9 protein-coding genes are annotated in these 13,023 nt (G+C 31.5%); 1 reads left to right on the top strand and 8 read right to left on the bottom strand.

Annotation, left to right across the window (positions count from 1 at the left end):
• Positions 1 to 104: 104 nt before the first annotated feature.
• Complete coding sequence (locus tag IC213_RS08085; RefSeq protein WP_227862969.1) at positions 105 to 1,724, bottom strand: hypothetical protein; 1,620 nt, start codon at positions 1,722 to 1,724, stop codon at positions 105 to 107.
• A gap of 482 nt (positions 1,725 to 2,206) precedes the next feature.
• On the opposite strand from IC213_RS08085, the gene IC213_RS08080 reads away from it, so the two are divergent.
• Positions 2,207 to 2,968 carry an EFR1 family ferrodoxin gene (locus IC213_RS08080; protein ID WP_227824323.1) on the top strand — a complete coding sequence of 254 codons (762 nt, stop codon included), beginning with the start codon at positions 2,207 to 2,209 and terminating at the stop codon, positions 2,966 to 2,968.
• Between the two features lie 183 nt (positions 2,969 to 3,151).
• Here IC213_RS08080 and IC213_RS08075 read toward each other — a convergent pair whose 3' ends face one another.
• The 7 genes from IC213_RS08075 to IC213_RS08045 all read right to left on the bottom strand — a co-directional run bounded on the left by IC213_RS08075 (position 3,152) and on the right by IC213_RS08045 (position 13,000).
• On the bottom strand, positions 3,152 to 3,904 hold the full coding sequence (locus IC213_RS08075; RefSeq protein WP_227824324.1) for an EFR1 family ferrodoxin: 753 nt from the start codon (positions 3,902 to 3,904) through the stop codon (positions 3,152 to 3,154).
• A 497-nt stretch (positions 3,905 to 4,401) separates the two neighbouring features.
• Entirely contained in the window at positions 4,402 to 7,176 is a 2,775-nt protein-coding gene (locus IC213_RS08070; protein ID WP_227835224.1) for a calcium-translocating P-type ATPase, PMCA-type, read from the bottom strand.
• A 268-nt stretch (positions 7,177 to 7,444) separates the two neighbouring features.
• Positions 7,445 to 8,425: an ABC transporter ATP-binding protein gene (locus IC213_RS08065; RefSeq protein ID WP_227862968.1), complete on the bottom strand. Its 981-nt coding sequence runs from the start codon at positions 8,423 to 8,425 to the stop codon at positions 7,445 to 7,447.
• Complete coding sequence (locus IC213_RS08060) at positions 8,409 to 9,413, bottom strand: ABC transporter ATP-binding protein (protein WP_227434392.1); 1,005 nt, start codon at positions 9,411 to 9,413, stop codon at positions 8,409 to 8,411. Before IC213_RS08060 ends, IC213_RS08065 begins: the two co-directional genes overlap by 17 nt.
• Entirely contained in the window at positions 9,391 to 10,386 is a 996-nt protein-coding gene (locus IC213_RS08055; protein ID WP_227862967.1) for an ABC transporter permease, read from the bottom strand. The genes IC213_RS08060 and IC213_RS08055 overlap by 23 nt, the downstream gene beginning before the upstream one ends.
• Positions 10,370 to 11,326, bottom strand: a complete 957-nt coding sequence (locus IC213_RS08050) for an ABC transporter permease (protein ID WP_227830862.1) — start codon at positions 11,324 to 11,326, stop codon at positions 10,370 to 10,372. The genes IC213_RS08055 and IC213_RS08050 overlap by 17 nt, the downstream gene beginning before the upstream one ends.
• A 27-nt stretch (positions 11,327 to 11,353) precedes the next feature.
• On the bottom strand, positions 11,354 to 13,000 hold the full coding sequence (locus IC213_RS08045; protein WP_227862966.1) for a peptide ABC transporter substrate-binding protein: 1,647 nt from the start codon (positions 12,998 to 13,000) through the stop codon (positions 11,354 to 11,356).
• Between the last annotated feature and the right edge of the window lie 23 nt (positions 13,001 to 13,023).

Genomic DNA, 13,023 nt, shown 5'->3' with positions numbered 1-13,023 from the left:
TTCTTATAGTTAATATGAAGTAGTTTTATATCTCTGACTAAAATTAATAATGTCTAATAAAATTGGTTCTAGATACTTTATACTTTTATCTAGAACCACTTTTATTATTTTATACCAACTATTTTATTTAACATAATTGAACCAGTTTCTGGACTTTCAAATTCAATTGTAACATTCTTTATATTAGATAAATTTATATTTCTAAATTTTTCAAGTGGTATTACTGTATCACTTATTGGAGTATATCTTGACCAGAATTCCATAAACTTCCCTTCTACATATTCATCTTTTATAACTTCTCCTTCAAAATACTTCATAGCAGATACTTTATCATTTTCTACAATGATACTGCTTTCTTTTCCCTTAGAATCAACTAAGCTAAGTTTGAAAGAAACTACATTATCTTTATTATTTAATTTACTAGGAGAGTTTAATGCCCATCTAAACTTTAGTGCAGAATAAGCTCCTAAGTTATTATTATTTAAAGGTAGTTCTATTTTTCCACTTTCAGATTTCCAATCAACTTGTAACAAGTCTAAATCTTCGTTCACTCCAGTATTGATAAATATTTTTGCAGTATCTTTATTCAATCTCTCTGATTCAACCAATTCTTTTATATCAACATTACTTGAACTTATATTTTTAAATGTCTTTTTATTGAATAATTCTACAGATTCACTATATTTAACTTTATTTAAAGTCTGATATCCATACATTTTATAAGGCAATCCTTTTTTATTGAAGATAGGTGATTCACTACTATCAAACTCAAAAATAGATTTCATATAGTCAACTGCATAATTAGAGAAAAAATCTCTATGTTCTTCTTGTCCTAATTTCTCAGGATAAGTTCCATTAGTAGTCTGTGGCTTAGAAAACTCTTTTTCTCCTAAAACTGAGTTGTATGCATTATGATTTCCTCCCACTAGATAAGTTAGACCCAATGGGCTTTTTCTATTTTTATCTAAAGATATATCATAAAAAATATCATCTCCACTATGAACAACATCTCCATCATACTCTGAAACTATTATTGCTGTTGGTATATCAGGAAACTTTTCTATCGGACTATTATACGCTGGTGTAAGTGATATAATTCCTTTTATCCCTTTGAATCCTTTTTGTATTTGGTCTTCTGCTATTTTAATTACCCCTGAACCTGCTACAGAATGTCCTATAAGACCAATTCTATTTAAATCAACTTTATCTTTGAGGTATAACCCAAATCCATTTTTCTTACCTTCGTTTATGTCTTTAAAAATTTGTATATATGTTTGAGCTAAATAAGTTATTCTTTCATTTTCCACTGGTTCTCCATACTTAAAAGTATAATTTACTGAGGTATCAATAGATACTCCTATTATACCATTTTTTGCCAAAGCCTCAGTAAGATATTTAAATCCATCTTCAAAATCATTTTCTCCATCTCCATGTTGTCCATGAAAGATTAATACTACAGGTGCTTTTTCTTTTATATTTTCAGGTACTGATATTATTCCTTCCATATTAAATGGTATAGATTTACCTCTTATAACCATTTCTGATGTTCCTAAATTAAATTTATTAGTTTCAACCTTATTATTGCTATTTTTTGTTGAATTTATTTCATATGATATTTTTTCATTTGATACTGTATCCGAATTAGATTTATTTGTGCAACCCACAAGAAGAGAACTTATAACTATTATAGATAAAATTATACTGACCCACCTTTTAAACTTCATAAATATTTTCCTTTCTATATATCCCTTTAGATAAAATTTTTAAATTTTTATTAATTGCATTTATTCCTTAACATTCACTTATTAAGCTTTCTACTATTATAACCTATAGTCACTTTCTACTCATATAAATATAAAATAATATCACAAACAAATTCTCTATTATATTTTTCATAATACTAGTTATTTATATGCATCTTAATTGACAACTTTTATTTATTAAGTAGCATAGAAATATCTTATTTATAATCAAACCAACATATTTATAGCAGATTTTTTATATTAATTTATATCTAAGTAAAATAAAAAATTCTTTATTAACAACATTTTTAAATCAATAAAAAATACTCTATTTTCTACATATCAAAATTAATTCACATAATTTTTACTCAAATATCTATTCAAAACATAAAAAAATGACTTTTAAATATACTCATGGTAGAATAAAACAAATAAGTCAATAAATTAAAATTTGGAGAAAAATTATGTTAGGAATATATTTCAGTGGAACAGGCAATTCAAAATATTGTATAGAAAAGTTTTTGCAGGAATATGATATGACATCAAAAGCATTTTCTATTGAAGATAAGCAATTGTTACATCAAATTAGTCAGCATAAAGATATTGTATTTAGCTATCCTACACAATACAGCAACATACCTAAAATATTAAAGGACTTTATAATCAATCATCAAAATTTATGGAAAGACAAGCGAGTTTTTATTATTACAACAATGGGGTTATTCAGTGGAGATGGAGCAGGTATCTTAGCTCGTTTGCTTAAAAAATATGGTGCCGTCACTATTGGAGGTTTACATTTAAAAATGCCTGATAGCATTGCTGATGAAAAGGCATTAAAAAAGACTTTAGAAAGCAACAAGAAACTCATAACAAATGCAGAACAAAAAATAAAGCATGCTGTAAGAAAAATACAAGATGGAACTCCACCACAAGATGGAATCGGAATTTTTCATCATATAGCAGGTTTATTTGGACAAAGGTTATATTTTATTAATAAAACAAAATACTATTCAGACAAATTAAAAATAAGTGCTGATAAATGTATTGGCTGTGGAAAATGTGTAAGCCTATGTTGCTTGAAAAATATTGTTGTGAAAAATGGTGTTGCTATACCAGGAAATCAATGTACTATGTGTTATCGCTGTGTTAATAATTGCCCAAAACAGGCAATTACCTTATTAGGTAAACGTGTAATTGAACAAAGTAAAATTGAAAAATATCTATAATACAAGTTTCATTATAATTTAATTATGATGACTAATTAATTTAATTGATTAAAAAAAGACAGCTGACTATTTATCAACTGTCTTTTAAATTAATACTCCATTAAATAAAATCTATGTTATATAATGATTGCTTTTAAAGCACCCTCATCAAAATACATCAGGATTAATTTAAGTCATTTATTTTTAGATTTCCTTTGGGCAAATATAACGTGCCATCCCCTTGCTATGTTCGCCATATTCAATAGCTTCTTTTGGACATCGACATATACAAGCCATGCAATGAGTGCAATGATTTCCCCAGTTTGGCTTTCCATCATTAAGGTGTATATTTCCAAGTGGACATACATTTTCACATTTCTTGCAAGAAACACAAGCATCTGTCACATAAAATTTTTTAGAATGAACAAATACTGGATAAAATATATTATTGACCAATCCACTACTGAATTTAGCCTTAAATGTTGCTTTCGATTCTGGGAATGCTATATCAGTTCTAATACAGTGTATTGTAGATGATATTTTCTGCTCAGCTTGTTCAATCGTTACTAGAGCTTCTTCTTTACTTGGTGTACTAAAAAGCGCAATATAGTTTTCTGGCATGACTACAGAAGCACATCCTCTGTAATTCATCCCTTTTGCTTTACACAATTTCTTCAAGTATGTGCCTGAATTGCCAATATCAGCCCCACAGGTCATTACAAAATAAATATTCTTATTTCCACTAAGTTCTGTTTTCATCAACCATTCATGCACAATACGTGGAATACGCCATGCATAAGTTGGTACAACGATAACCCATGGTCTTTCAGATGCTAAATGAGAATAATCCCTAGTTCGAATTTTTTCAAATATATTCAATACTTCATTCTGAAGCTCTTTACCCATTCTTTTTGCTACATATTCACTATTACCAGTCCCAGAAAAATATACAATCATAATTTTAGCAACTCCTTTATAAAATTCCTATTTTTAAACCCATACATATTTTTAACTTACTTAAATACTCAGATATACTTTTTATTTGTATTTTTACTCTTTTAGTTCTCCTCAATATGTTTCGTTAATGTTCTTTAACCATTATATCAGACAAAATAAATATTGCGACATTGGTAAAGAAACTCTTTACCATTAAAAGATTATATATCATTATTTCATATCAAATACTTTTAAAATTATGTTGTTTATCAGTTTATATCTTCAAGACTCTTTACATCATATCAGGACTCATTTAATGGCAGTAAATTAGTAGCAATAATAATCTTTAAATCTCACGAATATTTTGCTAAATACCATATTTTAATGGTCAATCATCTTTTTAAGTATAATAATGTACCATACAAAAAAGTGATAAATAGTATTTTGAAATCACTTACACAAAAACAAATAAAACCGCAAAAGCGTAGTATTAATACGATTTTGCGAAATTTTATAATCTAATTTTTATTATTAAGATTTACTTTCTTACTATTTTTTACTGTTCTAAGAAGTAATTTTACAAATTCATTTGACAATAGAATAGTCGATGCGAATAATATTATCTTTATCCACATATCAAACCCTAGTGACACTGAATTGAAGAAACTTTGGAATACTTGGGTAAATATTATTTGAATCACCCCTGTCACAACTATTACTTGTAATGCTAATTTATTTTTAAATAGATTTGGTATTGTACTGTTTAATCCAAATTCTCTACAATTTAATGCATTAAAAAGAGCACTGAATGCAAATAATGAAAATATAACTGTACCTTGTTCTTCTGGAGTTGCTCCCAATATATTAAAAGCTGATTGTGTAAATACAATTGTAATCATAAGTATAGCATTTATAATAATATTAACAGACATAGACCTAGCTATTATTCCAGAATGTCTATTTATTGGCTTTCTTTTCAATACATAATCTCTAACAGGTTCTAATCCTAATGCAAGAGCTGGAGGACCATCCATTATTATATTTACCCATAATAATTGTATCGTAGTAAATGGCATATCTTTACCAGTAAGTTGAGATATTATAGCAATTATAAATGCTACTATATTTACAGTAAGCTGGAACTGTATAAATCTTTGGAAGTTTTCATAAATACCTCTTCCCCATTTTATTCCCTCTACTATTGTACTAAAACTATCATCAGTCAATATTATATCTGCTGCATTTTTAGATACTTCTGTACCTGAGATTCCCATAGCGATACCAACATCTGCTTGACTAAGAGCTGGAGCATCATTTATACCATCACCTGTTACGGCTACAACCTCACCACTTTTTTGAAGTGCAGAAACTATTCTCATCTTTGTATCTGGTTTACTTCTTGCGACAATAGATATTCCTTTTATTTCTTCTCTTAACTCTTCATCTGTCAGTACATCTATATAGGTTGCTTCAACTGCCTTTTTACCATCATTTAATAATCCTAATTCATCTCCAATAGCAGTTGCTGTATTGATATTATCCCCTGTAAGCATTTTTACATCTACACCTGCATTAAATGCCTTATCAATAGACTCTTTAACACCTGCTCTCAATGGGTCTACTATTCCTACAAAGCCACTAAATACTAAATTTTCTTCCTTCTCATACCCTCTTGGATTTCCGATTAAATTCAATTCTCCTTCTGAAGTTATTGCAACTTCTGTTCTAGATTTAGTCATCTTTTTATAAGCAAACCCCAATGTTCTCATAGATTTAATTTGTAGTTTTTTAATTTCATCGAGAATACCTTTTTCTATTTTAGGAGTTATTGGGACAATACTTTTTCCTTGTTGTACATAAGAACATTTCTTTAATAATACTTCTGGAGCTCCTTTTGAAAGTAGTATATCTGAATCCTCTTGACGAATTAATGTTGACATTTTCTTTTCTTCTGAACTAAAGGGGATTTGTGATATTAAATAAGTTTGTTTTCTCATTTCATTATAATTTTTATCGTTATGATATAAAAGTAATGCACACTCTGTTGCACTTCCAATATATTTAAATGAATTGTCTTCCTTTTCTATATCAGCTGTTGAATTCACTATACAGTTTTGTTCAAAATAACTATTACTTTGATATTCTCCACTACTTATATACTTACCATCAACATATGCTACTTCTACCATCATCTTATTTTGTGTCAAAGTACCTGTCTTATCAGAACATATTACAGAGACAGAACCTATAGTTTCACAGGCTTCTTTCTTTGTTACTAATGCATTTATCTTTGCCATCTTTTGCATTGTTATGGCTAAAGTAATATTTATCATAGTTGGTAAACCTTCTGGTACTGTTGCAACTATTAAAGCAATACAAACCATATATGCATTTTTAGCAGGCTCTAATGATTGTAAAAAAGATAAAATACTGCTTGTATCCAAAATTAGCATACCTCTTCTTTGCATTTGTATAATCATAAACATACATAATAATGTAGCTATTACACCTGATATACCTGCTATTTTAGCACCTAACTTACCTAATTTAATTTGAAGTGGAGTTTGCTGGTCATCATTTGATAAGTTCTGTGCTATCTTACCCATCTCTGTCTTATCACCAATATGAGTAACAACCATTATCCCTCTACCATATGCTACAAGAGTTCCCCCAAATACCATATTGATTTGTTTTGCGGGTATTGTATCTTGTTCAATTATTTCTGTTTTAGAATAAACTACCTCCATATCTAATATAGCATCAGCATTTTTAGCTACATCATCAGATTCGCCTGTTAACATATCTTCTCTAAGCTTTAGATTTATAGATTGTATAAGCCTTCCATCTGCTGGTATCATATCTCCTGTTTCTATATATACAATATCTCCTGGTACTAAATCATTTTTTGATATTTTAACTATCTTTCCATTTCTAAGTACCTTTACCTCTATATTCTCTGTTAATTTTGATAGAGCATGAGCAGCTTTTTTAGATTTCCCTTCAGTTATTATACCTATGGAAATACCAATAAAGATAGCTCCTAAAATACCTAATGCATCATGCAATTCTCCCACAAATGAGCTTATTACTGCTGCTCCTATAAGAATTAATATCATAGGTTCTGTCAGACTTTCCCCCAACTCGTCCCAAAATGTTCGTCCTTCTTTTATCGTAAATTCATTTAATCCATATCTAAGCTTCCTCTCTTCTACCTCATTATCAGCAAGTCCAACTTCTGGATTTGTCTTTAAGTATTTTAAGACTTCTTTGGTAGGTTTATTATAATACCTCATAACTTTATCCCCCTTGTTAATTATCTATAGAGAATTATATGCTTATGATAGCTTGTATATTACTTTTCAAAAAAAATAAGGAGTTGTCTCAAAATTGATTTTTTTCTAATCAAATTTTAAGTTCAACTCCTCTGTTGAATTTTTATAAGCTATTTTTTACTACTTCTTTTTTAATTAATATTCTAGATTTTAATATTTAAGAAATTTGAGTACAAGAGGTAAAGCATATGTATTTTAAATAAAATTAATTTATCATTACACTAAAAAATTACTTTTTATAATAGCTAAATCCTTCACTTGCCATATAGCAAGCAACTAGATGATTCTGTTTATGTTCAAATAATTCAGGCATTTCTTTTCTACAATATTCTGCTGATACTGGACAACGCTCCACAAAAGGACATCCTTTTTCAGAATTCGAAAAAATTTTGACTTCGTCTTGTACATCTACTTCTTCATGTAGTATATTTCTGCTATTCGGATTTGGAGTCAAAACTGCACGCAAAAGCATCTGTGTATATGGATGTAAAGGTGTATTGTAAACCGCCTCAGCATTTCCAATTTCCACGATTCTACCAGCATACATCACAGCAATCCTATCAGAAATATAACGTACCATGCTTAAGTCATGTGAAATAAATAGATAAGTAAGACCAAGCTCCATCTTTAACTTATATAAAAGATTTATAATCTGACTCTGAATAGAATTATCCAGTGCTGACACTGGTTCATCACATATAATAAAATCTGGCTGAACCACGAGTGCACGTGCAATACTAATTCTTTGTCTTTGCCCTCCTGAAAACTCATGTGGGAAACGTCCTGCGTGTTCTCTCAAAAGCCCAGTCATTTCTAACAATTCATATACTTTTTGTGTTCTTGTATTTTTATCCAACATCCCATGAACCTTCAAATTTTCTGCAATAATAGATTCTACTGTCATATGTGGGTCTAAAGACATATATGGGTCCTGAAATATCATTTGTGTATGTTGTGCAAATGCCTTTCTTCTACTTTGTCTATGTAGTTCTAACTTTTTGCCTTGAAATAATATTTCACCTTCGCTTGATGGATATACACCCATAATAACGCTTGCAAGAGTTGATTTTCCACAACCAGATTCTCCAACAAGCCCTAGAGTTTCACCTTTATAAATAGTTAGGTTCACATGATTGACAGCAATATTTTTGCGCTTTCTTCCTAGAGGGAAGCTCTTGGATACATTATTTAATTCAAGTAATTTTTCCATCATCCAATTCCTCCTTTGGAAAACTTTCATGCAGACGCCAACAAGAAGCACTGTGACTATTTGAAACCTCAAATAAAGGTGGCTCTTCTCTCAAACAAATCTTCATACAATATGGACACCTCTTTGAAAAAGAACAACCGACTGGCAAATCAGATAAGTTTGGTGGACTTCCCAATATAGATATGCGTTCCCCTATACCACCTGATGTAGGAAGTGTTCTTAACAGTGCCTGTGTATATGGGTGTGTTGCTCTATTAAAAAGTTCTTTCACACCACTTTCTTCCACAATTTTTCCAGCATACATCACTGCTACACGGTCTGCCAAGTTTGCTACAACACCAAAATCATGAGTAATCAAAAGTACAGCTGTTCCCATCTCTTTTCTAATTTTAGCAATCAATTTCAAGATTTGCAGTTGTGTAGTAACATCAAGAGCTGTTGTTGGTTCGTCTGCAATAAGTAGTTTAGGATTGCATGCCAAAGCCATAGCAATCATTACACGTTGTTGCATACCTCCTGAAAATTGATGAGGGTACTGTTCTGCTTGTAGTTCAGCATTTGGTATCTGCACCATTTCAAGTAATCTAACTGCCTCTTTCTTACAATCAGATGATGACATTTTCTCTTTTCTATATAGTGACTCTGTAATCTGCTTACCTATTTTCATTGTAGGATTCAAACAGGTCAAAGGGTCTTGAAAAATCATACTTGCTAAAGTACCTCTTATTCGTTCCATCTCTTTTTCTGATGCATTCAAAATATCAAAATTGAGAAGTTTCAATTCCTCAGCCATAATTTTAGCTGGTGGTGAAGGATTTAGTTGCAAAATTGACTGTGCCATTACACTTTTACCACAACCACTTTCACCCACTAACGCAAGAATCTCGCCACTGTTCATGGAAAGCGATACACCTCGAACTGCATTTACTGTTCCTTCGTACATATCAAAAGATACATTTAATTCCTTAATTCTTAGAATGTCGTCCATAATAAGCAGACCTCCTTAATCTAGGATTTAGAGCATCTTGAAGTTGGTCTCCCAAGAGATTGAAAGAAAGCATTATCAGACAAATAAATAATCCTGGCACTACAAGCCTTGCTGGATAAGTCTGAAAAACAGCAACACCTTCATTTGCCATAATTCCCAATGATGGATATGGTGGTGGAACTCCCATTCCCAACATTGATAAGAATGCTTCTGTAAATATAATTCCTGGAATGCTCAATGTCATGTGTACAATTATAATACCTAACATATTAGGAATTAAGTGGAAGAAAATAATCCGTCCCATACTTGCTCCCATAATTTTTGCAGCAATTATAAATTCTCTCCCCATAAGAGAAACCACCTGTCCTCTTACCAATCGTGCCATACTAGTCCATCCTACAAGGGTATAGGCAATAATCAAAGTTCCAATTCCCTGTGGAAGCACTGCCATAAGTAAAAGAACAACAACAAGGTATGGAATTCCACTAATGATTTCCAATGTACGCATCATTACATTGTCAACCATACCACCTATATATCCAGAAATACTACCATATACTACTCCTACTATGCAGTCTATGATAGCTACCACCCCTGCTACTAGAAGTGATACTCGTGTCCCATACCAGATACGTACAAAAATATCACGCCCAAGATTATCTGTACCAAAGATATGAGTAAAACCACTACTTATATCTTTACTAAAAAAGGAGTTATTTGCATATGCCACATTCTGAGATGAAAAATCAAAATTACAAAATATTGGAAAAAATACTGAACCTATCATAAGAATAAGTATCATTATAAATGATACTACTGCAATTTTATTGTGGCGTAGTATGGATATGGTCTCCCTTGCAAAACTCATAGAGGGATACACCTGTTCGTTATTAGTCATATCTGAATTACAGCCATCAATAGATGAAAAATCTTCATGAACAAGTACTCTTTTACTACTATCTATTTTCCTCACCTCCTAATCTCACGCGAGGGTCTATACAGCTGTTCAAAATATCCACGATTAGATTACACAACACAAGAAACATACCAAAAAATAATGTTGTTCCTATAATCACTGGATAGTCATTGGCCTGTACTGAGTCCACAAAGTATTTTCCAAGACCTGGAATAGAAAATACATATTCTACAGCAAATGTCCCAGTCAACAGAACTGCTGTCATAGGACCAAGAACTGTTATCACTGGCATTAATGCATTGCGTAGACAATGATGAAGGATAATATCTTTTTTCTTGATTCCTTTCACTTTTGCGGTACGAATATAATCCTGCCCAAGTACATCAAGCATACTAGAACGCATTAATCTTCCAATACTTGCCATAGAGCCAAAAGCTAGCGCAAATGCAGGTAAAATCTTGCTATTTTCACTCCCCCATCCTATAATTGCAAAAAAATGGATACCAGTAAATTGAAACAACACAATTCCAAAAAAATACTGCAACAAAGCACCAATAATAAATGATGGAACAGACACCCCAAGAAGCACCAAAATCATCATCAATGTGTCCCACTTTGTCCTATGCTTCAAAGCAGCTGTAATACCTGACAAAAATCCCAAAATGATTGCAAAAATCAAAGCCCGTATTCCCAGTTCTAAAGAAACTGGGAATGCCTGGGCTATAATATCTGTGACTTGACGACCAGAAACAATTGAAGAACCAAAATCTCCATGTATCAAATTATTCACATATATTCCGTACTGCTCTAATACAGGTTTATCTAGACCATATTTTGTGGCTAAAGAAGCTTTTATCTCAGGATTAATTACCTTAAGTCCAGAAAAAGGGTCTCCTGGAAGCATCTGCATCAGTAAAAATGTAATGGAAATCAAAACCCATACAGTAAGTACCGCATAAATAAGTCGCTTAGCGATATACCTCATTTGTAAAGACATATTGTCTGCTCCTGTCATGTTTTTTATTTACTTAATATGTGCATTTAAAACGTTAAAGAATTGAAATGGTGTACGTACTAGACCAACTAGTTTGTCAGAAACTGCATAAGTAGTACATGTAAAATACATCGGTCCTATAACCATATCATCCATTAGAATTTTTTCTGCCTGTATCAGTATCTCTTGACGCTTTTTAGAATCACTCTCATGAGTTGAATCCTCAATCAACTTATCATACTTTGGATTGGAATACTTTCCATAATTGTTCATATTTTCTGTTGTATAGTTCTCCAAAAATGTAATTGCATCATTCTCAGAAGGACCCCAAGCATCCACTGCAAAACTATAATCACCATTTCTTTTTGCTTCAGACAAAGCTTTGACTGCTGTAGATTTCAGTTCTACATCCAGTCCAAGATTTTCTTTCCATTGTTGTTGCAAGTAGGCAGCCTGATTCTGATTATATGTTGTATCTGATGTCCAAAATACAAGTTTAATATCTTTCTTTTCTATCCCAAGTTCTTGAAGTGCCTTGTCAAGGAATTCCCTTGACTTATCTTTGTCATACTTAAATAAGCTACCACGTTTTTCTGCATAACTTTTACCATCAACACCTTTTATAACACCTGGTACAAGACCATTGGCTGCTATAGAACCATCATTAATTACATTATTAAGTAGACTTTGTACATCAATAGAATAGGCAAGTGCTTTTCTTAGGTTTATGTTAGAAAGATACTCATTTTGTGTATTAAAGCTTAAATACCAAGATCCTCCATCTATATAGGATTGAATAGTATCTTTACTTTTGTCTCTCACGAGTTTAATTTGTTCGTTATATAGGTTACAAAGGTCAATTTCTCCAGCAGTAAATGCATTCAAACTTGTATTTGCATCTCCTATCATAACCAACTTAACTTTAGGAATATTAATTTCTGATGCATTATAATATTCTTCAGCCTTCTCCATTGTAATATGGTCATCATGAACCCATTCTGTTATTTTATATGCACCATTTGTTACCATTTTATCGGCCTCTTTAGCGTACTGTTTATCACCAATTGCCTTATAAGCCTTTTTATTTATTGGCAAAAAATATGGCTGTGACAAATAAAACAAGCCATTAGTCATTGGATGAGACCATTGAATTTCTAATGTATAATCATCTAATACTTTTAACCCAAGCTGTGATTCGTCAATCTCACCCTTATAAAATGCTTCTCCATTTTTAATATTCTTGTATATATACGAAGCAAATATACTTCCAGTAGAAGGCGTCATCTGTGTCACCCAGGAATAGTAAAAATCATTCGCGGTTACTGGGTCTCCATTTGACCATTTTGCATCTTTTCTTAGATGCATTGTATAAATAGTGTTCGCATCATTTATATCCCAACGTTCTGCTAAATCAGCCACTGGCTCATCCTTCTCATTCAACTTTGTGAATCCAGCCATGCAATGATAGAGAATACTTTGTGCAATAGTATCACTCATTCTCATTGGATTCAATTCTGTTGGCTCAGATGTAACATTTAACGTTACCATTTCTTTTCCTTGAGTCCCCTGAAAAACTGAGCCTTTTATTGCATCTCCTTGAGTAGGTGTGGAACATGCCACCAAATTTAGTGCAAGTATAGCTACTACTAATAATGTTATAATTTTTTTGTATCTCATATTTTTCTCCCTCTAAATAATTA

Origin of the sequence: Clostridioides sp. ES-S-0049-02, from assembly GCF_020658465.1 — a bacterium.
In the GTDB taxonomy this organism is placed as follows: Bacteria; Bacillota; Clostridia; order Peptostreptococcales; family Peptostreptococcaceae; genus Clostridioides.
The sequence above is the reverse complement of the archived record's forward strand: the minus strand, read 5'-3'. Positions and strand labels throughout refer to the sequence as shown.

Coding starts and splice junctions, on each gene's coding strand:
- IC213_RS08085 (WP_227862969.1), bottom strand. CDS start 1,724: ATGAAGTTTAAAAGGTGGGTCAGTATAATTTTATCTATAATAGTTATA.
- IC213_RS08080 (WP_227824323.1), top strand. CDS start 2,207: ATGTTAGGAATATATTTCAGTGGAACAGGCAATTCAAAATATTGTATA.
- IC213_RS08075 (WP_227824324.1), bottom strand. CDS start 3,904: ATGATTGTATATTTTTCTGGGACTGGTAATAGTGAATATGTAGCAAAA.
- IC213_RS08070 (WP_227835224.1), bottom strand. CDS start 7,176: ATGAGGTATTATAATAAACCTACCAAAGAAGTCTTAAAATACTTAAAG.
- IC213_RS08065 (WP_227862968.1), bottom strand. CDS start 8,425: ATGGAAAAATTACTTGAATTAAATAATGTATCCAAGAGCTTCCCTCTA.
- IC213_RS08060 (WP_227434392.1), bottom strand. CDS start 9,413: ATGGACGACATTCTAAGAATTAAGGAATTAAATGTATCTTTTGATATG.
- IC213_RS08050 (WP_227830862.1), bottom strand. CDS start 11,326: ATGTCTTTACAAATGAGGTATATCGCTAAGCGACTTATTTATGCGGTA.
- IC213_RS08045 (WP_227862966.1), bottom strand. CDS start 13,000: ATGAGATACAAAAAAATTATAACATTATTAGTAGTAGCTATACTTGCA.